At 59.0% G+C, this 19,292-nt stretch carries 27 protein-coding genes; 9 read left to right on the forward strand and 18 right to left on the reverse strand.

Annotation, left to right across the window (positions count from 1 at the left end; genetic code table 11):
• The first annotated feature begins 22 nt into the window (after positions 1-22).
• From KCG46_RS00175 to KCG46_RS00190, 4 genes are all read left to right on the forward strand, one after another.
• Positions 23-1,456, forward strand: coding sequence for an SLC13 family permease (locus tag KCG46_RS00175; protein WP_218403364.1), 1,434 nt, complete (start codon positions 23-25; stop codon positions 1,454-1,456).
• Positions 1,457-1,631: 175 nt separating this feature from the next.
• Positions 1,632-2,948, forward strand: coding sequence for a cystathionine gamma-synthase family protein (locus KCG46_RS00180; RefSeq protein ID WP_218403365.1), 1,317 nt, complete (start codon positions 1,632-1,634; stop codon positions 2,946-2,948).
• Between the two features lie 8 nt (positions 2,949-2,956).
• Entirely contained in the window at positions 2,957-4,039 is a 1,083-nt protein-coding gene (locus KCG46_RS00185) for a hypothetical protein (protein ID WP_218403366.1), read from the forward strand.
• Between the two features lie 30 nt (positions 4,040-4,069).
• On the forward strand, positions 4,070-4,873 hold the full coding sequence (locus tag KCG46_RS00190) for an SDR family NAD(P)-dependent oxidoreductase (RefSeq protein ID WP_218403367.1): 804 nt from the start codon (positions 4,070-4,072) through the stop codon (positions 4,871-4,873).
• Between the two features lie 21 nt (positions 4,874-4,894).
• Here KCG46_RS00190 and KCG46_RS00195 read toward each other — a convergent pair whose 3' ends face one another.
• From KCG46_RS00195 to KCG46_RS00205, 3 genes are read right to left on the reverse strand one after another with little or no spacing between them, the layout of a single operon-like run.
• The gene (locus KCG46_RS00195; protein ID WP_218403368.1) at positions 4,895-5,422 is read right to left on the reverse strand and encodes a hypothetical protein; all 528 of its coding nucleotides are present in this window, start codon (positions 5,420-5,422) and stop codon (positions 4,895-4,897) included.
• A complete protein-coding gene (locus KCG46_RS00200) occupies positions 5,419-5,961 on the reverse strand; it encodes an NADPH-dependent FMN reductase (protein WP_218403369.1) in 543 nt (180 codons plus the stop codon). The genes KCG46_RS00195 and KCG46_RS00200 overlap by 4 nt, the downstream gene beginning before the upstream one ends.
• Before the next feature lie 30 nt (positions 5,962-5,991).
• The gene (locus tag KCG46_RS00205; protein WP_218403370.1) at positions 5,992-6,525 is read right to left on the reverse strand and encodes a J domain-containing protein; all 534 of its coding nucleotides are present in this window, start codon (positions 6,523-6,525) and stop codon (positions 5,992-5,994) included.
• Between the two features lie 176 nt (positions 6,526-6,701).
• Here KCG46_RS00205 and KCG46_RS00210 point away from each other — a divergent pair, with 176 nt between their 5' ends.
• Positions 6,702-6,863 (forward strand): hypothetical protein, encoded by a 162-nt coding sequence (locus KCG46_RS00210; protein WP_218403371.1) that lies wholly within the window; start codon positions 6,702-6,704, stop codon positions 6,861-6,863.
• Between the two features lie 16 nt (positions 6,864-6,879).
• Here the strand turns inward: KCG46_RS00210 and pal are convergent, their stop codons facing one another.
• The 15 genes from pal to hisB all read right to left on the reverse strand — a co-directional run bounded on the left by pal (position 6,880) and on the right by hisB (position 16,190).
• Positions 6,880-7,398 carry a peptidoglycan-associated lipoprotein Pal gene (gene pal / locus KCG46_RS00215; protein WP_218403372.1) on the reverse strand — a complete coding sequence of 173 codons (519 nt, stop codon included), beginning with the start codon at positions 7,396-7,398 and terminating at the stop codon, positions 6,880-6,882.
• Between the two features lie 70 nt (positions 7,399-7,468).
• Positions 7,469-8,881: a Tol-Pal system beta propeller repeat protein TolB gene (tolB, locus tag KCG46_RS00220; protein WP_218403373.1), complete on the reverse strand. Its 1,413-nt coding sequence runs from the start codon at positions 8,879-8,881 to the stop codon at positions 7,469-7,471.
• Between the two features lie 2 nt (positions 8,882-8,883).
• Positions 8,884-9,729 carry a cell envelope integrity protein TolA gene (tolA, locus tag KCG46_RS00225; RefSeq protein WP_255551686.1) on the reverse strand — a complete coding sequence of 282 codons (846 nt, stop codon included), beginning with the start codon at positions 9,727-9,729 and terminating at the stop codon, positions 8,884-8,886.
• Positions 9,730-9,740: 11 nt separating this feature from the next.
• Positions 9,741-10,184, reverse strand: coding sequence for an ExbD/TolR family protein (locus KCG46_RS00230; protein WP_218403374.1), 444 nt, complete (start codon positions 10,182-10,184; stop codon positions 9,741-9,743).
• A gap of 172 nt (positions 10,185-10,356) precedes the next feature.
• A complete protein-coding gene (tolQ, locus tag KCG46_RS00235) occupies positions 10,357-11,061 on the reverse strand; it encodes a protein TolQ (protein WP_218403375.1) in 705 nt (234 codons plus the stop codon).
• Positions 11,058-11,516, reverse strand: coding sequence for a YbgC/FadM family acyl-CoA thioesterase (locus KCG46_RS00240; RefSeq protein WP_218403376.1), 459 nt, complete (start codon positions 11,514-11,516; stop codon positions 11,058-11,060). The genes tolQ and KCG46_RS00240 overlap by 4 nt, the downstream gene beginning before the upstream one ends.
• A 234-nt stretch (positions 11,517-11,750) precedes the next feature.
• Entirely contained in the window at positions 11,751-12,128 is a 378-nt protein-coding gene (locus KCG46_RS00245) for a histidine triad nucleotide-binding protein (RefSeq protein WP_218403377.1), read from the reverse strand.
• 3 nt (positions 12,129-12,131) lie between these two features.
• Entirely contained in the window at positions 12,132-12,446 is a 315-nt protein-coding gene (locus tag KCG46_RS00250) for a phosphoribosyl-ATP diphosphatase (protein ID WP_218403378.1), read from the reverse strand.
• A 15-nt stretch (positions 12,447-12,461) separates the two neighbouring features.
• Positions 12,462-13,244: an imidazole glycerol phosphate synthase subunit HisF gene (gene hisF, locus KCG46_RS00255; RefSeq protein ID WP_218403379.1), complete on the reverse strand. Its 783-nt coding sequence runs from the start codon at positions 13,242-13,244 to the stop codon at positions 12,462-12,464.
• A gap of 121 nt (positions 13,245-13,365) precedes the next feature.
• Positions 13,366-13,665 carry a hypothetical protein gene (locus KCG46_RS00260; protein ID WP_218403380.1) on the reverse strand — a complete coding sequence of 100 codons (300 nt, stop codon included), beginning with the start codon at positions 13,663-13,665 and terminating at the stop codon, positions 13,366-13,368.
• Entirely contained in the window at positions 13,662-13,925 is a 264-nt protein-coding gene (locus KCG46_RS00265) for a hypothetical protein (RefSeq protein ID WP_218403381.1), read from the reverse strand. Before KCG46_RS00265 ends, KCG46_RS00260 begins: the two co-directional genes overlap by 4 nt.
• A 5-nt stretch (positions 13,926-13,930) precedes the next feature.
• Positions 13,931-14,659 (reverse strand): 1-(5-phosphoribosyl)-5-[(5-phosphoribosylamino)methylideneamino]imidazole-4-carboxamide isomerase, encoded by a 729-nt coding sequence (hisA, locus tag KCG46_RS00270; protein WP_218403382.1) that lies wholly within the window; start codon positions 14,657-14,659, stop codon positions 13,931-13,933.
• On the reverse strand, positions 14,656-15,294 hold the full coding sequence (hisH, locus tag KCG46_RS00275) for an imidazole glycerol phosphate synthase subunit HisH (RefSeq protein ID WP_218403383.1): 639 nt from the start codon (positions 15,292-15,294) through the stop codon (positions 14,656-14,658). Before hisH ends, hisA begins: the two co-directional genes overlap by 4 nt.
• Entirely contained in the window at positions 15,287-15,583 is a 297-nt protein-coding gene (locus KCG46_RS00280; protein ID WP_218403384.1) for a YciI family protein, read from the reverse strand. The genes hisH and KCG46_RS00280 overlap by 8 nt, the downstream gene beginning before the upstream one ends.
• The gene (gene hisB / locus KCG46_RS00285) at positions 15,576-16,190 is read right to left on the reverse strand and encodes an imidazoleglycerol-phosphate dehydratase HisB (protein ID WP_218403385.1); all 615 of its coding nucleotides are present in this window, start codon (positions 16,188-16,190) and stop codon (positions 15,576-15,578) included. The genes KCG46_RS00280 and hisB overlap by 8 nt, the downstream gene beginning before the upstream one ends.
• A 138-nt stretch (positions 16,191-16,328) precedes the next feature.
• Here hisB and KCG46_RS00290 point away from each other — a divergent pair, with 138 nt between their 5' ends.
• From KCG46_RS00290 to KCG46_RS00305, 4 genes are all read left to right on the forward strand, one after another.
• The gene (locus KCG46_RS00290) at positions 16,329-16,829 is read left to right on the forward strand and encodes an SspB family protein (RefSeq protein ID WP_218403386.1); all 501 of its coding nucleotides are present in this window, start codon (positions 16,329-16,331) and stop codon (positions 16,827-16,829) included.
• A gap of 65 nt (positions 16,830-16,894) precedes the next feature.
• Positions 16,895-17,275: a hypothetical protein gene (locus tag KCG46_RS00295; RefSeq protein ID WP_218403387.1), complete on the forward strand. Its 381-nt coding sequence runs from the start codon at positions 16,895-16,897 to the stop codon at positions 17,273-17,275.
• Positions 17,276-17,331: 56 nt separating this feature from the next.
• Positions 17,332-17,976: a guanylate kinase gene (gene gmk, locus KCG46_RS00300; protein ID WP_218403388.1), complete on the forward strand. Its 645-nt coding sequence runs from the start codon at positions 17,332-17,334 to the stop codon at positions 17,974-17,976.
• A 25-nt stretch (positions 17,977-18,001) separates the two neighbouring features.
• Positions 18,002-19,285 carry an Nramp family divalent metal transporter gene (locus tag KCG46_RS00305; protein ID WP_218403389.1) on the forward strand — a complete coding sequence of 428 codons (1,284 nt, stop codon included), beginning with the start codon at positions 18,002-18,004 and terminating at the stop codon, positions 19,283-19,285.
• The last annotated feature ends 7 nt before the right edge of the window (positions 19,286-19,292 follow it).

Raw genomic sequence — 19,292 nt, forward strand, 5'->3', positions numbered from 1 at the left:
TCATTGGGGGCGCAAAACTGAAATGACTGCACAGCGGATCGGCCGGTTTCTTGGCCCTCTTATTTTCGCAATCACCGTTTTCACCGCGCCGCCTGCAGGAATGCCCGCCGGCGCATGGCTGGTTGCGGGTTTGGTAGTCTGGATGGCTACATGGTGGATGACAGAGGCGGTGCCCCTGACGGCAACCGCCCTGCTGCCATTTGTGATTTTGCCATTCAGCGGTGTTTCGAGCGCTCGTGATGTCGCCAGCACCTATTATTCGCCGATCCTGTTTCTGCTCTTGGGCGGCGCGTTTCTAGCGCTCGCGATTGAACGGACGGGGCTGCACAAACGGCTCAGCCTCGCGATCCTGCGTTTCGTGGGAAGCGGCGGCGGCCAGACGCAATTGCTGCTGGCATTTATGATTTCCGCCGCGCTGCTTTCGATGTTGATCTCCAACACCTCCACCGCGCTCATCATGATGCCGATGGCCTTGGCCGTGCTCGCTGGCGGAGAGGGCCTGTCTGAAAGCACCGCGCCGACAGAAGTTTTGAGCAAAGAAGGCCTGTCAGGCGCGCTCCCGATGGGGATCGCCTTCGCCGCATCGATCGGCGGGCTTGGCACGATTGTCGGTTCCCCCACCAATGCGATCGCTGTCGGCTTGCTCGACACGATGATCGGGATGGAAATCACCTTTGCGCAATGGACGCTTTACGGTCTGCCCATAGTGATCATCGGCGTGCCGCTCGCTGCGTTTATCATCGCCAAGTTTCAGCGGGTCGCGGATCACCCGTTCGATGTGGCTGCGGCACGCGCGGCGATCGACACACATGCGGCATGGAGCAGCGCGGAAAAGCGGCTGATCCCCGTTGTCGCGCTCACGTTCGTTGCGTGGATGACAGTGCAATGGGTGCGCCCTTACCTGCCCGATGGATCATGGACCAACGGCACGATTGCAATCATCGCCAGCTTGGCCTTGTTCCTGCTGCCCGATGGCACGGGCCGCCCACTGCTCAATTGGAAAGAGGCGAACCGCGCGCCATGGGGCGTAATCATGATGTTCGGCGGCGGGTTGGCACTGGCCGCAGGGATGCAGGCATCGGGCCTTGCCAATTGGCTGGGTGAGGCGCTCCTGCCGCTCGAAAGCCTGCCTTTGTTCGTCGTCGCGCTGTGTGTGGTCGCGATGATTATCGTCATCACTGAATTCGCCAGCAATGTCGCGACAGCCACCGGCATCATTCCGGTCATCGCCGCGCTCATCGTTGCGCTAGGCGCAGACCCTGTCCTGCTCGCGATACCAGCCGCGCTTGCCGCGAGCTGGGGCTTTATGCTGCCCGCCGGAACCGGTCCGAACGCCATTGCATGGAGCACGGAGCGTATTCGGATTGAGCGTATGGTCGGCGCAGGATTGGTGCTCGATATTGTAGGCGTATTCCTGATCGTCGGAATGGTATGGGTGATCGCTGCCATTGTCTGATCAGATTGCGGAAAGTCGCGCTTCAACCGGTTGCAAACGAAACTAGTCGGCGGTAGTCCTCGGCCATTGCACGGCTCGGGGGAGTTGCGTTTCTGCGGAGGTTAGAAGCGGGTGCCCGCGAGCCAAACAATTGGCTCCTGCCTTCCTGGGAGCGTTCAACAGGAAGGATTTCGGCATGACCGATTCCGTAGACCCGATCGCCGCCCCAACCCCACGCCGCAAACCCAAGCCGGAAAAAACCAGCATCGGCGGACGCGAGTTAAAACCGTCGACTCTGATGATGGGCCACGGATACGATCCAGCCCTTTCGGAAGGGTCGCTGAAAGCGCCTATCTTCCTCACCTCTACCTTCGCATTCGAAAACGCCGCGGCGGGCAAACGCCATTTCGAAGGCATCACCGGTAAGCGTCCGGGCGGCGCAGAGGGCCTCGTCTATTCGCGGTTCAACGGGCCGAACCAAGAAATCCTCGAAGATCGCCTCGCAGTATGGGACGGCGCAGAAGACGCGCTGACATTCTCATCCGGTATGACCGCGATCTGCATTCTGATGATGGCCTATGTCAGCCAAGGCGATGTGATCGTCCATTCCGGCCCGCTTTATGCAGCGTCGGAAGGCTTCGTTGCAAAATTCCTGTCCAAATTCGGCGTGACCTATGTCGATTTCCCCGCTGGTGCGACACGTGAGGAACTCGATGACGTGCTCAAGCGAGCGAAGAAACAAGCTGGCGAAAACGGCGGCAAGGTCGCTATGATCTACCTCGAAAGCCCGGCCAACCCGACCAACGCTCTGGTCGATATCGAAGCTGTCAAAGAAGCACGCGATGCAAACCTGAAATGGGATTGCCCTATCGCGATCGACAACACCTTCCTCGGCCCTCTTTGGCAACGACCACTCGACAACGGTGCCGACGTGGTTTGCTACTCGCTGACCAAATATGTCGGCGGCCACTCCGATCTCGTTGCAGGTTCGATTGCGGGCGCGAAGAAATGGATGGATCCGGTTCGCGCACTGCGCAACACAATGGGCGGTATTGTCGATCCGAACACGGCATGGATGCTGCTGCGCTCGCTTGAAACCGTTGAGCTGCGTATGCAGCGCGCGGGTGAGAACGCTGCGAAGGTTTGCGCCTTCCTGAAAAGCCACCCCAAGGTCGAAGGCCTCGGCTATCTCGGACTGATCGAGGATGCTCGTCAGCAGGATATCTATGACCGCCACTGCAAAGGCGCAGGCAGCACGTTCAGCGTGTTTATCAAAGGCGGCGAGGCGGAAAGCTTCCGCTTCCTCGACCACCTCACCATCGCGAAACTCGCGGTCAGCCTGGGCGGGACAGAGACGCTCGCCAGCCACCCGGCAGCGATGACGCATCTGTCCGTGCCGCAAGAGCGCAAGGATGCTCTTGGTATTACCGATAATCTCGTCCGGATCAGCGTCGGTATCGAAGATGCAGATGATCTGATCGCGGACTTTGCGCAGGCTCTGGAGCATGTATAACTGCGCGGATGAATTGGATTAAACTACTCCGAGGCGCAGCGCTGTTCATCAGCCTGTGCCTCGCAGCGCCTGCGGCAGCGCAATTCGAGCAGACTTACCCTGATGATCCGCCCAAAGAGGGTGAGACTTTGCTCGAATGGTCGCGTCCACCGATCCTTGACCACACAATTCCGCTCGACAAGCGCGGCGATGTGTCGAGCTGCGACGCGCGGCATGATCTTGATCTTGATGAGACTGCAGTCACGTGCTGGCCTGTTCTTCGCGCCACGCAGTTATTTACTCTTGCCAGCTTTGCGCAGGGCGAGCCGACCGGAGATATGGCTGCGAACCAGCGGCAGGGCATCGCATACGCGGATCAAGGGCTGGACTTTATCGGCGCGCCTCGTTGGCCGCTGCAGGAGCATCTTCGCTCAAAACTGCTTGAAGTGAAGCTCTCTGCGCTAATCAAACTCGAAGATTGGGAAGCCGCCCTGCCCGTGGCCCGCGATCTTGTCGAGAATGTCAGCGGCGATCTGATGAAGTATGACGATTTTCGCCGCGGTTTTGCCCACCGGCGCTATGGCGATGTCTTGCTAAAACTGGGTCGGGTCAAAGAGGCTCGCGATGATTTTAGGACGGCATGGTCTCTGTTTAGCGGGCCGGCAGGTGACAGGGTGGGCCTGCCGCTTAGCAAGTACAGCCGCAATCTGATCGTGGACGCCATTCGCACTGGCGATCTGAATTATGCCGAAAACGCGACGGAGAGATATCTGTATTTCGTACGCGAAGAGCCGTTTGGGTTGCGGTTTGGATACCGGGGCCACCTCGATTTCAAGATGTACCTGCTTGCCAAAGACGGACGGAAAGCGGCGCTGCTCGAAACGCTCGAAGAGCGAATTGGTCTGGAGCGCAATTACTCGAGCCTTTGCTCGATATTCGATCCTTTGTTTCCCGGTGTCCTGGCCCCGTTTCGCAAGGACGAGGATGTTCTGAAAATGCTGCGCGATGCAGATTGTCCGGTACGGGTCATTTCGAAAATGGACGATGTCGCCAAAAACGGCCTCCGCGAGTATAAGGGGCCACTGCTGCTTCCCTATCATGGGGCCGACTAGCACTTGCCGTTGCCCGAAAAAGGACACGTAATGACCACTCGCAAACCCGTTTTTCTAGTCATCGGCGCGGGCGCTGGAATTGGCGGCCATGCCGCTGCGCGTTTCGCCGCAGGCGGGTATCACGCGGTGCTTGCACGGCGCTCTGATGAAGAAGGTCTGGCGAAACTGGTCAGCGAGATCGAGGAAGCAGGCGGCAGCGCCTCGGGCACTTTGCTCAACGCATCGGAAGACGGCACCATCGAGGAACTGATCGAGCGCACAGAGCGCGATATCGGCCCGATTGATTGCGCGCTCTACAATTTGGGCGCGCAGATCGGAAATCGAGCGCTGCATGATACGCCGCACAGCACATTTGAGCTTGGCTGGCGGCTTGGCACATTTGGCCTCTTCCGCCTCTCCCATGCCATGCTGCCCGCCATGGTGGAGCGCGGGAAAGGCAGTTTGCTCGTCACGTCCGCCACCGCTGCCGTTCGGGGAAACGCGGGCCAGCACAGCCACGCCGCCGCGATGGCGGGCCGCCGGATGCTGTGCCAGACGCTGAACGCAGAGTTCGCGCCTCAGGGCATCCATGTTGCGCATGTCGTGGTGGACGGTTCGGTCGATGCGCCGGACACGCTGGGCAAGCTGTTAGGCGACAAATTCGAAGCGTATAAGGCGTCAAAGGGCGAAGACGGTGTGATCGATCCAGCGGCCCTCGCCGAAACCTATTGGCACCTCGCGCAGCAACCGCGCAATTGCTGGACGCATGAAATCGACGCGCGCCCATTCACAGATGTGGCATGGTGGAACGACACCCCGATTTCCGCAATCAATCGCGGTAAGCCGGGGGCTTAGCTTCGGATTAGAGCGAACCGGTCAATCCGGCTGCACTGCGGCGCAAGGCGCCTCGCCATCGGGCTCGCCTTTCTGAATGTAATATTCGCGAACCAATGGGCAAGGGATGTTCGGCCCGGGAAGCAAATCTACAGTGTAGCTGCCATCCGCGTTCAACCTGTAAATTTCAGAGGAGACCGGCGAGAAATCCGACCCGGGGCGCTCGACCAGTATCATCGCATAGGCGCCGGATTCGCTGATGGAGCGAACTTTGCGGTCCTCCAGCACTCCGCCCCAGCGTTCCTTAGTCCCTTCAAGACCATAGGTGGCGACTTCACGATCAATCTGCCGCTTCATATAGTCCGGCTGTGCGGTCAGCTTCGCCGCCGCCTCAAATTCGCCCGCTGCCATCAATCGGATCAATTCACGCGCGGCCTGTTCCGCTTTGTGGTCGGCGTGGATATCGGACGTCTGTGTTGGCGCGCTTTCAGGCTGCGCAGCCTCAGAACCGGAGCATCCGATCGCTGTCACACAGACCATGCCGACAATCGCGAGATAAATGGTCTTCATTGTTCAGTCACCGAATTTGCCAGCATTGCGATCAGTCCGCGCAGCTGTGTGTTGAGCGTATCGTCGATCAGTTTGTGAGCGCCGGTATCAAAATTCTCGCCAAAGCTCGGGACGGACAAATACCCCACCAGATTGCCTCCAAAACGCGGCATATGTCCGGTCGCAAATTCAAGCACGCCTTTGCCCCCGCGTCCGCCGGGAGAGGTCGATAGCAGCACCATCGGTTTGTCCCGCCAGACATCACGGCCCACGCGGCTGCACCAGTCGAACAGGTTTTTGAATGCTGCGGTGTAGATGCCGTTATGCTCGGCGAAGGAGATGATCAGCGCATCTGCTGATCCGACTTTGGCGAGGAAGTCGTGTGCCTGCTGCGGGATGCCGCTCTCTTCCTCGCGGTCGTGGCGATAGATCGGCATTTCGTAGTCATGGATTTCCAGCATCTCGATCTCTGCGCCTTCGGCGAGACTGGCTGCATAGGCGGCAAGCTGCTGATTGATCGAGACGGATGAATTGCTGGCCGCGAAGGCTAGGATACGCATGACGTTCTCCGAACTGTAATTGGAGCGCAACTAGCCTTTCCAGCTGCGCCGTTCTTCGGCGGCGCGGAGGACTTCGTAGCTGACCTGAATGGCCTGAAACTGTTTGGCCGCCTCTTCATCGCCCGGCTTTACATCGGGATGCACTTCTTTGGCTTTGGCGCGGTAGGCTTTCTTGATCGCGGGGTAATCAGCGTCCGCCTCAAGTTCCAGCACCTCAAGCGCCATCATCTCATCGGCGCTGCGGCTGCCATCGCCCGATCCGGTCCAGCCATAATGCGATGCCTCAGCATAGCCGGCGCTTTCCTGCCGCTCGGATTTGGCGCGCTGCGCCTTCTCCTCTTTGTCGAGGCCCTCGAAATAGTCCCAGCCCTTGTTGTATTCCGCCGCGTGCTTTTGGCAGAAATACCATTTGTCGGGATTGTTTGGCGATTTCGGCGCTGGGCACAGGCCCGGATCGCCGCAGCCATGCCGGTCACACTCCCGTTGAGCCACAGTCTCGCGAGACGATTCATACGAACGCCAGCGGGGAAAGCCCCAATCATCGGACCGGCGCGCCTTAGGCATTGAAAGCTGAGTTGTTTGTCGATTGCATCACGCGCTTTACCTAGGCGAGGTGGCGCGGAAAGCCAATGCTATGAAAAGACAGGAACCAGTTTCGATGTGAAATGTTGCATTGCAATAGAACGTTTACCTGTCGGCGCCATCGAGCTCTTTCGATCAACGCCCAATTAGAGACCCTGATGAGCCATCAACTTGCCCTCTCCAGCCTATTTTCCGTGCTTGCTCTGACGGTGCTGAGCCTTGCATCGGTGCACGGCATGATCGGATCAGGCGCTGGATCATCGGCTCCGTCGCAGCCCTTCACTATTCAGGCCGAGCTTGCGCCCGGCCTGAATAAATAGTCAGACGGATTTCCGATCAGTTTATGATGATGCTCGCGGCGCGGCGGTTTTGCGCCCACGCAGCCTGATTGGATGCAAGCGCGACCGGGCGCTCCTTACCATAGCTGACGGTGCGAATGCGGTTTGCGCCAACACCCAGACTGACCAGATAGTTCTTTGCGGCGTTTGCACGGCGTTCACCCAGCGCAAGGTTGTATTCGCGCGTGCCGCGTTCATCGGCGTGGCCTTCAACGGTGAAGGTTAGCTGCGGATATTGCGCAAAATACTGCGCCTGCGCCTGAAGCGCGGCAGCATCGCTGCTGTCGATGTTGAATCTGTCTGTATCAAAGTAAATCACAGTCGAGCTGCCAACGGCTCCGGCAAAGTGATCCTGCGATCCGACAATCGGGCCGGATTGACGCGGCGTGTTATCAATTGGCGCAGGCGTCGGCGAGGTAATCGGTGCGGGCGGCAGTTCTTCCGGCGGTTTTTTCGCGCAAGCAGCGAGCGCGGTGGCCGAAGCGACCAGCAGCATTGTGGCTTTCATCGAATTCATAATCTCATCCTTTCGAGAATGGCCTTTGGTGTTCGGGTGCGACCCCAGATTGGTTTCAATTCGTATGGCGTTAATCGCGGATCGGGCCCCATGCAGGGTCGGATGCATCGACGGGAGTTGGCAGGCGGCGTTCATTGTCGCCCGTCAGATCGACCTGCCACAGACCAGAGCGACCGGAATTGCGGGTTGTGCGGAAAAACTGGATGATGCGGCCATTGGGCGCCCAAGTCGGTGCCTCATCCTGCCATCCGCGTGTCAGCACGCGCATGCCGCGCCCGTTGGGGGACATAACCGCGACGTTGAAATCGCCGGCGATGCGCGTAAACGCGATCTGATCGCCGCGCGGGCTCCATTCCGGCGTTGCGCAGCGGCCACCGGAAAAGCTGATGCGTTTCTGGTTCGATCCATCCGCATCCATCACATAGCATTGCTGCGATCCGGAACGGTCGCTTTCAAACACGATCTTTGATCCGTCGGGCGAGTATGATCCGCCAATGTCGATGCCCGGCGTGTTGGTCAGCCGGATGCTGCGCCCGCCGGTGACAGGCACGCGGTAAATGTCCGTGTTGCCCGCGACAGCCATCGAATACAGCACGGACCGTCCATCGGGCGACCAGCGCGGCGCGAGGGTCGGATTGCTGTTCTCCGTCACCAACGTCTGTTTTCCGCTGCCGATGTCATAGACATAGATGCGCGGGTTGCCGTCGACATAGCTGAGATACATGAGTTTCTTGTAGTCAGGCGAGTAACGCGGGGTGAGCGCGGTGGCGCTGCCCAGTGTCAGGAAACGGTGGTTCGCGCCGTCGCTATCCATCACAGCGAGACGTTTTACGCGCTTATCCTTCGGGCCGGTTTCCGCGATGTAAGCGATCCGGCTATCGAAAAACGGGCTTTCACCGGTCAGACGCGAATATACGAGGTCAGAACATTTGTGCGCCGCGCGCCGCCAGTCCGCCGGACGAACCTCGTATCCTTCGCGGATCAGCTCATCCTGAAGCGCCACATCATAGAGATAACAACCGACGACCAGCGTCCCGTCATCCTGCGCGACGACATAACCGTGGACGAGCATTTCCGCTCCGCGTCCGCCCCATGTGCCAAACGCTGGCGCCTTGATCTGCTGAAAATTTGGCTGTGGCAGACTGTCTGGCCCGACAGGTTTGAACAGGCCATTGTTGCGGAGGTTCGCGGTGATAACGCGGGCAATCTCACTGCCCAACGCCTCGGTCCCGTCGACATTTGCGGCGGTTGTGCGGTTGCGATTGGTCGCGAAAGCCGGAATGGCGATGCCGATATCGGACCAGTCGCTTTCGTCGGTTACGGTGCCGCGCAGCGGGCCATCATCGTCAAGCTCGCCGCCGTCGATCGCCACGTCTGCGACCTCGCCGCCTTCGGCGAGAGGCTCACCAAGATCCTGATTTTGCGCCATCACTGGAGCGGCCATCAGGCCAGCCAATGCAGCGAGAAAAATCGTGAATTTCATTATCAAAGCCTTCTGTCGAATGTCCATTCGAGATCGTCCCAGCGACTATAGAACTGCTCGGGTAGTTTGAAAGGTGCGGCACGCCGAACCGCGCGGATTGCGCGGTCACAATGCAGGCCAGCCTGCGGTTTGTTTGACGCGGTTATGCTCCCCGGATCAGTGCGGCAAGTCGGGGACCCGCGCAGTGAGCCATTCTGATTAAGCTTCCAGGAAACGGTCGAAACGAGTTTGTCCGCATCGACGCCGTTGGGCGCAGTCCAGTGACGGCGCAATTGGCGCGTAATGGCGGAGGCGAGCGAAGCGCGTTCCCGGCGGCCAAAAGTCGCCGCCGGCGCGCGTGTTTCGGTCGTTGTTGTCGAGCTGCCCTGCCCCGGTAGGAAATCATCGCCGATCCGGCTGCCTCCGCCGCGCTCTGCGGCGCGGGCGGGAGAAGGCGAAGGCTTGGGGCGTGTCCGATCAGGACGCGAACGATCGCGCGCGGGCGGTGTCGGTGTTGTCGTGTTGCTGCGCGTGACATTCACCGGTGGCGGAGTTGGCGTCGTATCCGGCGCAGCCTCTGTCGGCGCTTCGGTGTTGTCAGGCGCCAGCTCTTCACCCAATACAGGCGCAATCGCGGCACTGCTTTCCGAGGCAGGATCGGGCGCAGTCGCCTCCAGACCCACCTCGGTCGCAAGGCTCACACTCATGCGCTGCGGGATTTGGACCACTTCATCACGCACCGGTTGCAGCACAAGCAATGCCGCCACGCCAAGATGCAGCACGACTGCAACGGGCAGCGCGATGCTGTCCTCTTTGCGAAAAATGCCGGCCTCCTGAATGCCGGTGCCTTGGATGGTTACTTCTCCCATTGTAGCAAAAGCTATGGCGGCGAGACTGAACCGCTGGTGACCAGCGATATGTTGGTAAAGCCAGCGCGGTTCAATTCACCGAGTACAGCCATCGTACGGCCGTACTCAACGGCGCGGTCGCCCCGGAACACGATAACCGGCAATTGTCCGTCTGCTTGACGATCAATCGCGGCCAGAGCCGCTGGAAAACCGCCAGTTTCAACGGCTTCATTGTCGATGAAGATCACGCCCTCGCCATCAACAGAAATGGTGATCTGCTCCGGCGTCTGATCAACCGGATTGGCGCGGCTATCAGGCAGCTCAATCGGAACACCTACGGCGAGCAACGGTGCGGTGACCATAAAGATGATGAGCAGCACCAGCATCACATCCACAAACGGGGTGACGTTGATTTCCGCCATAGGCGCGCGGCGAGACCTGCGTCCGGAGCGTGAAGAGGCTAAGCTCATAGCCATGAGGCACTCTCACACGGCTGCAGCTGGCGATGCTCGGTTGCAAAGCAACCGCAAGGGCGGAAGCGAAGTCGAAGACGGAGCTGGCCAAAGGCCACCTGCAGGCCCGCCCGCAGGCCCGTAAGGGCCGAGGAAATCGCGCGCCCGGATGGGCGTGCATGAAACAAAAACGACATTATTTCTTATCCAGCTCGCGGCTTAGGCCAGCGTGCACGCGGTCTGCAAAGCGTTGCAGCTTTGCTTCATAACGGTTCACGCGGTTCGAAAACCGGTTGTAGGCGATGACCGCAGGAATAGCGGCAAACAGGCCGATAGCGGTTGCAAACAGGGCCTCCGAAATGCCGGGAGCAACCACCGCGAGCGAGGAGCTTTCCTGAGCGCCGATCTGAAAGAAGCTGTTCATGATGCCCCAGACCGTGCCGAACAGGCCGACGAACGGCGCGACCGATCCGGTGGTGGCGAGGAAGTTGAGGCGCGCCGCAAGTTCATCCGCTTCGTGGGCGACCTGCCCCTCCATCGCGGAATTGATCCGGTCGCGCGCCGCGCCGGTATCAATCGTCACGCCCGCTGTTGAGCGCTTCCATTCATCAAGGCCAGCGGCCGCCACCCGCGCCGATGCCACATCGCGGCGCTGCTGTTTCGTAAGCAGTGCTTCGCGGTCGCGCGTTTCCCAGAAATCGGCTTCGTATTCACGGGATTTGCCCTCCATACGGTTCATCCGCAGACTAAACGAAACAACAATCGTCCAGACCCAGATACTGGCGATCAGCAAACCAGCCATCACCGCCTGAACGACGATGTCGGCGTCCATAAACAGTTCGAGCGGATCGAGCCGTGTGGCCGGAGCGGCAGCGGCAAGCAATTCAAGCGTGAATGTCATGAGGCCTCTTGGTCCATGAAAGATTGGAATGCGGCGCGCCACGGCGCCGGTTGGCGTTTTGGGCGCCCTTCGAGTGAAATGTATCCGACGCGCAAGGTAGCCTCGCACAGCTTTTCGTCGCCCCGCCACGCAATCTGGTGCATCCGGCAACTTGCCGCGCCCAGTTCTGTACAGGTCGTTTCGATCACAACGTCATCATCTAGTTTTGCCGGGCGCAGATATTTCAGATTGATCTCTGACACGGCATAGGCGCCGCCTTCGGCGCCCGCCTCAATCTCGGCGCGCTGGTCAATCTGAAGCATGCGAAGCAGATCAGAGCGCGCGCGTTCGAACCAACGCAGGTAATTCGCGTGATAGGTGATGCCCGAAAGGTCGGTGTCTTCATAATAGACGCGCACCGCATAAAGATGCCGTGAGCCGTCAAACACGCCGCCGGGAGGAGTTGGGTTAACCATTACGAGAGCGTTTAGCCTAGCCGCGATTCAGTGCAAAGGCCGTATTTGTTTTACGCACGCCATCCGGCGCGCGATATCCTCGGCCCGTCGGGCCTGCGGGCGGGCGGTCGCCCTTGCGGGCCTGCGGCCCGAGGACCAACCTTGAAAATCGCGCGGGTTCGGAACCGATAGGTTCCGCAAGCGCGACTGCGCGCCCGAGCTTATGCGAGGATAGGTCAGTCCGGATGGACTGGCCTAATTACATATCATTCTTCCCAGTGGTTGACCGCCAAAGATGTGGACGTGCAGATGCGGAACTTCCTGTCCGCCATGCGCGCCGATATTGGCCATCATCCGATAACCTGGCTCAACGAGGCCCTTCATGCGGGCCACCTCGCCGACTGCGCGAACAAAGCCGCCGATCTCTTCGTTGGACGCCTTGGCCGAGAAATCATCCCAGCTGACATAGCGCCCTTTCGGGATCACCAACGTGTGTATTTCAGCCTGCGGATTGATGTCTTCAAAAGCGAACGCCCATTCGTCTTCGTAGACTTTACTGGACGGGATTTCGCCGCGCAGGATCTTCGCGAAGATGTTGTTATCATCATAGGGCAGCGTCGGATCAATCGGCATGTGTCACTCCGTACGTGAGGCTTTTTCATCAAGGCCCGAAAGCCCCTCGCGCCGGTCCAATTCGGCCAGCACGTGGTCAAACGACACACCCTTCGCATTCAGCAGAACCATCAGGTGAAACAGCAAATCGGCGCTCTCACCGACCAATTCTTCATTGCTGCCGGAAACAGCCGCGATCACGGTTTCGGTGGCTTCCTCACCGACCTTTTGCGCGATTTTGGGCACACCCTTAGCGTTGAGTTTCGCGACATAGCTGCTGTCTGGCGAGGCGGCGCGGCGCGCGGCGATTGTCTGTTCAAGGCGTTCCAAAGTGCTCATAGCCCAGCTTTTCCCTTAAACACCGCGCGCGGGCAAGCCTGCGTCTCGCAAGGCCTTGTGCGCTTCGGAAACAGAATGCTCGCCGAAATGGAAAATCGACGCCGCCAAAACGGCGCTCGCATGCCCTTTGGTCACGCCCTCAACCAGATGATCCAGCGTACCGACACCGCCGCTGGCGATCACCGGAACGCTCACTGCATCAGCAATGGTTCGGGTGAGTTCGAGATCATAGCCCGCCTTTGTCCCGTCGCCGTCCATGCTGGTGACAAGCAATTCGCCTGCGCCCAGATCAGCGACTTTCTTTGCGTAATCGACCGCGTTGATGCCGGTTTTCTTGCGCCCGCCATGGGTGAAGATTTCCCAATAAGGCAGCGCTTCACCCACGGGCAGGATCACGCGGCGCGCATCGACGCTGGCGACAACGCACTGGCTGCCGAATTGTGCGGCAATCTCGCTGACCAGTTCAGGCCGCGCGACAGCAGCGGAATTGATCGCAACCTTGTCTGCGCCAGCAAGCAACAGCGCGCGCGCATCCTCAACACTGCGCACACCGCCGCCAACGGTAAGCGGCATAAAGCACACCTCTGCCGTGCGCTTCACGATATCGAGCAATGTGCCGCGCCCTTCGTGGCTGGCGGAGATATCGAGGAAGCACAGCTCATCCGCGCCCGCCGCATCATAGGCACGGGCCTGCTCAACCGGATCGCCAGCGTCCTTCAGATCAACGAAGTTCACGCCCTTCACGACGCGCCCATCGGCTACGTCGAGGCAGGGAATAACGCGGATACGGACTGTCATTTTCTGTCTCCGCACGCCCATCCGGGCGCGCGATTTCCTCGGCCCTTGCGGGCCTGCGGGCGGGCAGTCGCCCTTGCGGTCGCTCGCGCGCCCGATTGTAATTGCGAAAGGCTAGAAATTGTCATTGGTTCACCGGCTCCAGAGTAGCGGTGATACTTCCGCCTTCAGCAAGGCATGCGTCGCCCGAACAGCCATCGCTCGCAAAGATCATGGCGTAGGGCCATAGAAAGCTCACGAAAAACGCGCCCGCCATGCCGTAAACCAGCCCTTCCTGACCAAAGCGCGGCTCAAGAAACTTGGCGACGCCCAGCGCAAGCACAAGGAATACGACAGCATTGATTAGCGCAATTTCAAGCGTCGCGACCGTGATGCCTGCTAGTAACGTGAGGCCGAGAAAGAGGGAGCCGATCAGGCGGATCATATCTCGACCACTTCCAGAACAACCGTTTGCGACCCCGCCTCTTGATCGCTCGCCGGCTCTCGTTGGGCAGCCTGCCCTGCGAGCCAAAATAGGCCGAACGCCATGTTGAAGTAGATCACAAGTGCCATCCAATATTTCTCAGGGTCGCCTTTTTTCGTTAGCTGCAATTTGCCTATTGCGGTTTTTCCGCGACGCCAGTCGATCACCGTCACGATGATAATAGCGAGAAATGCAATCAGGGCGACGTCCTCAAGCAGCATAGTCTCTAAGCCCGCACGCCCATCGCGATCGCAGCAGCCAGATCGAGCTTGCCTTCATACAAAGCGCGACCAGTAATCACGCCTTCGATGCCTTCATGTGCGTTCAGCGAAAGCACGTGAATGTCATCGATGCCCTTCACACCGCCGCTCGCGATCACGGGGATATCGACGCGCCGGGCCAGATCAACTGTCGCGTCAATGTTCACGCCTTTCAGCAATCCGTCGCGGCCAATGTCGGTGAACAGCAGAGCGGCTACGCCTGCATCCTCAAACCGGCGGGCGAGATCGACCACTGGCACATCAGACACTTCGGCCCAGCCCTCGGTCGCGACCATGCCGTCCTTGGCGTCCACCGCTACAACAATGCCGTCTTCCCATTCCTTCGCCATGTCTTTCACGAATTCGGGGTCTTTGAGCGCTGCCGAGCCCATCACGACGCGCGACACACCAAGTTTGAACCAGCCTTCGACGCCCGCTCTATCTCGGATACCGCCGCCCAGTTGCACATGGCCGGGAAACGCCTTCACGATGGCCTCGACAGCCTCGCGGTTCTGCGTCGCACCTGCAAAGCTGCCGTCCAGATCGACCACGTGCAGATGCTCTGATCCCGCTTCGGCAAACATCATCGCCTGCGCAGCGGGATTGTCGCCATAGACAGTAGCGCGGTCCATATCGCCTTCGGATAGACGCACGACCTGGCCAGCTTTCAGGTCGATGGCCGGAAACACAATCATACTTTCCACTCCAGAAAGCGGGTTAGGGTCGCAAGGCCATACGCCTGGCTTTTTTCAGGGTGGAATTGCACACCGAGGATATTGTCACGCGCGACTGCCGCGACAAGGCCTTCGCCGTGATCGGTCATTGCCGCCACATCCTTCGGATTACTGGCTGAGAAGTGATAGGAATGGAGAAAATAGGCCTCGCCGTCCTCAACCACCGCGTGATCTTTCGCATGCGGCATCAATGCGACATCGTTCCAGCCCATATGCGGAACTTTGATCGCGGGGTCAGATGGCTCGATCAGGCGAATTTCGCCCGAAATCCAGTCGAGCCCTGCGGTTGAGCCATGCTCCAACCCGCGTGTGGCAAGCAATTGCATACCAACGCAGATGCCAAGGAACGGCGCGCCGCCCACGTGAACACGCTCTGTCATCGCCTCAACCATGCCGTCAATCGCGAGCAGGCCTTCGGCGCAGGCTTTGAACGATCCCACGCCCGGCAGCACGATCCGGTCCGCTGCGCGCACGACCTGAGGGTCGGCAGTAACAGAGACATTCGCCCCCACCGCTTCGCCCACGACCTTTAGGGCATTGTGAACCGAATGAAGATTGCCCGCGCCATAATCGATCAAGGCGATGACTTCAGCCATTGAATGCCTCTAACCCGGGACCGACAAAACGCGGTGTCCATTCGATCATCTGGCTGTTTGCCACGCCTTTCGTAATGAAAGGATCGCTTGCGGCGAGGCGCTCGGCCTCTTCGCGGCTTTCTGCGCGAATAAAAATCAGGCCGCCATCGCGCGGTTCTTTCGGCCCCCACGCCATAAAGTGGCCGGAGGCGTGCCCTGCCTTCAACCAATCCAGATGCGCGCCCAGCAAAGTGTCGATTTGCTCGATCGGCACCGTGTAAGTCAGCGACGCGATAAAGATGCTAGCCACCAAGCTGCCCCTTCGTACTCGGAATAGCGCCGCCTTTGCGCGGATCGCGTTCAACCGCGGTGCGCATGGCGCGGGCAAAGCCTTTATACAGGCTCTCGCAAATGTGGTGGTTGTTGGTGCCGTAAAGCAGCTCGCAATGCAGCGTCAGTCCGGCGCTTTGCGAGACAGAGTGGAACCAGTGCTCGATCAGTTCGGTGTCCCATTCGCCCAGCCGTTCCTGAGTGAACTTTGCCTTCCAGATGAAAAACGGGCGGCCTGAGATGTCGAGCGCAACGCGGCTCAGTGTTTCGTCCATCGGCGAATAGGCATTGCCATAGCGGCCGATACCGGCCTTATCGCCGAGCGCGTCTAAAATCGCCTGACCCAGCGCAATCGCAGAATCCTCGGTCGTGTGGTGCTGGTCCACATGCAGATCACCCTCAACCTTCATCGTCACATCGATGAGCGAGTGTTTGGAAAATTGTTCGACCATGTGATCGAGAAAACCGATGCCGGTGGAGACATCATAGGTGCCGCTGCCGTCGAGGTTTACATGTATCGCAATCGATGTTTCGGCGGTCTTACGCTCGACTGAGCCTTTGCGGGGTAAAAGAGGGGTATCAGACATGCGATGCGCTATAAGCGGGTGAGCCGCGAGTGCAAGATGCCCGAATGCCGCGAATTGCACGCTGCGCGCCTGATTTTACGCATCAATATCGGTAATTGCTTGACCCGCGCGGCGCGTCTCGCCACGACTCTGTTCACTATGAATGATGAGACACCCGATAGCCTGATCCCATATGACGAGATCGTTCAGGAGGCATTGCGCGCCGTGGTAGGCCGCGTGATTGGCGAAATTGTGGAGGGTGGCAGCGAGCTGCCCGGCAATCATCATTTCTACATCACATTCAAAACCGAAGCGCCCGGCGTTTCGATCCCGCCGCATCTGAAAGAGCGTTTTCCGGACGAGATGACGATTGTGCTTCAGAACAAGTTCTGGGATCTTGAAGTACGCGAAGATGGGTTTGGCGTGGGCCTTTCCTTCAACCAGATCCCTGCCAAGCTATCGATCCCGTTCGCGGCGATAACAGCCTTTGTGGATCCGGCAGTTGATTTCGGCCTCCAGTTTCAAGCATCGGGCAGCGACGCCGCACCCGAGACACATGAAATCGCCGAGAATGACGGGTCTGAAGGCGGCGAGCCAGCTGCGCCTCCGGCCGATGACGGATCAAACGTCGTCACGGTCGATTTCGGTAAAAAGAAATAGGCGCATCGCCCTTTTTGACGGCGCGGTTCGGATCATATCGCGGCCACAAGTGTTGATCTGATACCATGAGCAAATCCGAAGTCACTAGAACCACAGCCGAGCCTGCCACTGACACAAGGCGGACGTCATCGCTGAACATCCCGAGCACCAATCCGGCAACCAACCTTTTGATCGCCGATATCGTAGTGCGCGGCGTCTCGTCCCTGTTCCGTAAGGGAGTCGAGAAACGGGTGGTCGAGAAATCCTCGGAAACAGCCGAGCAAGCGCGCCAAGTTCTGGATGGGCGCGGAATTCTGACGACGCTGGGATTGTACGGAGCAAGCAAACTGGCGACGCGCTCTCCGATGGGGCTGGGCATTGTTGCCGGAGGCCTGGTGCTCAAAACGCTGTATGATCGCGGAAAGACGCGTCAGAAGCGGCTCCGCGAAAACGGATCGCGCGACTAGCCTGTCAGATCGCACGCGCCCTTGATTTTTGGGCGCAGTTCGCGGCAGAGGGGCCCATGGGCGACTTCCAATCCACTGACAAACTCGCGCGGCGCGGCCTGCTGTTCATTCTTTCCTCTCCATCGGGGGCCGGAAAGACCACGCTTTCCCAAATGCTGCTGAAAGCCGATGAAGAGATCAAGTTGTCGGTATCCGCGACAACGCGCCCTCCCCGCCCGGGTGAGCAAGACGGCGTGCATTACCACTTTGTGTCTGACGCGCAGTTTGACCGGATGGTGGAGGAAGACGATTTCTACGAATGGGCGCACGTCTTCAATCACCGCTATGGCACGCCCAAAGGCGCCATCCGCGAGGCTTTGAAAGACGGGCAGGATTTCCTGTTCGATATCGATTGGCAGGGAACGCAGCAGCTTAAACAGAAGGACGATCAGGACGTCGTTACCGTTTTCGTCCTGCCGCCCAGCCTGGACGAGCTGCGCCGCAGGCTCGAAAGCCGCGCGCAGGACAGCAGCGATGTGATCGATGACCGGATGGAGCGCGCCCGCGCGGAAATCAGCCACTGGGCCGAATATGACTACGTCGTGGTCAATGACAGCGTCGATGAATGTTTCGACCGGGTGCGCGAGGTGCTGGATGCAGAACGCATGAAACGCACGCGGCAGACAGGTCTAATCCCGTTTGTGCGGGAATTGATGGGATAACCATTCGGCGCGCAAGGCGCGGCGAATGCAAACAGAAGAGCTGGGGGAAAGCATGGAAAGTCAGGCACCGTCGAAGTGGAAGACGACGCTCGCGCTGTTCCTCCCCGGTATTTTCCTGCTCGGATTCAACATCGGCACGGGCAGCGTCACGACCATGGCCACTGCCGGTGCCAATTACGGCATGACCTTGCTTTGGACCGTGCTGATTTCCTGTGCGGCGACATATCTGATGATCGCCACCTATGGCCGGTATACTCTGGTGACAGGCGAAACCGCGCTTGAGGCGTTCCGCAAACATATCCATCCGGCGGTCGGCATGTTCTTTATCGCCGCGCTAGGCATTGGTGTGTGCGCCAGTGTTATGGGCGTGATGGGCATCGTCGCCGAGATCAGTTTTGAATGGTCAAAGACGTTTATCGAAGGCGGCATTGATCCGCTGCTCTGGGCGGCGTTTTTCTGCCTTGTCGCCTATTTCATTTTCTGGAGCGGTCGCACCCAAATTTTCGAGCGCACACTTGCCGTGATCGTGGCGATCATGGCTGCATGTTTCGTGCTCAATTTCTTCATTTTAATGCCGCCAGTGGCAGATATGGCTGCCGGTCTTGTGCCCTCTGTGCCGGATGTACCATCGAGCGAAACCGGCCCGCTGCTGCTGATCGCTTCGATGGTCGGCACGACCATATTTTCCGGCCTGTTCATCATTCGAACGACATTGGTGAAAGAGGCTGGCTGGACGATCAAACACGATAAGCAGCAACGCCGCGACGCCGCTTTTGCCGCGATCATGATGTTCGTAATCAGCGCATCAATCATGGCTGCGGCGGCGGGCAGTTTGTATGTTCAAGGCGTGGGCCTCGACGGTGCATCACAAATGATCGGCCTGTTGGAACCGCTGGCGGGCCCGCTTGCCGTGTCGATCTTTGCGATCGGGATCATTGCTGCGGGCGTATCTTCGCAGTTCCCAAACCTGTTGATGATCCCGTGGTTGCTATGCGATTTTCGCGGCACTCCGCGCGATATGACGCTGTGGAAGTACCGCCTGTTTGTCGGCGCGATCTCGCTGCTCGGTCTGGTTGTACCGCTTTTTGATGCGCGGCCAGTCTTTGTTCTGATCCTGTCTCAGGCTTTCAACGTCGTGCTGTTGCCGGTGACCGTCGGTTGCATCATCTACCTTGGCAATCGAGCCGATCTGATGGGTAAGTATCGCAATTCCGTGCTCACCAATATCGGATTGGCCGGGCTGTTCCTGTTTTCATTGCTAACCGGCTATATGGGTTTCCAAGGCCTGATGGGCATGCTGTCCGCTTAAGGAAAGG

The organism is Erythrobacter crassostreae (assembly GCF_019204045.1).
Taxonomy (GTDB): Bacteria; Pseudomonadota; Alphaproteobacteria; order Sphingomonadales; family Sphingomonadaceae; genus Erythrobacter; species Erythrobacter crassostreae.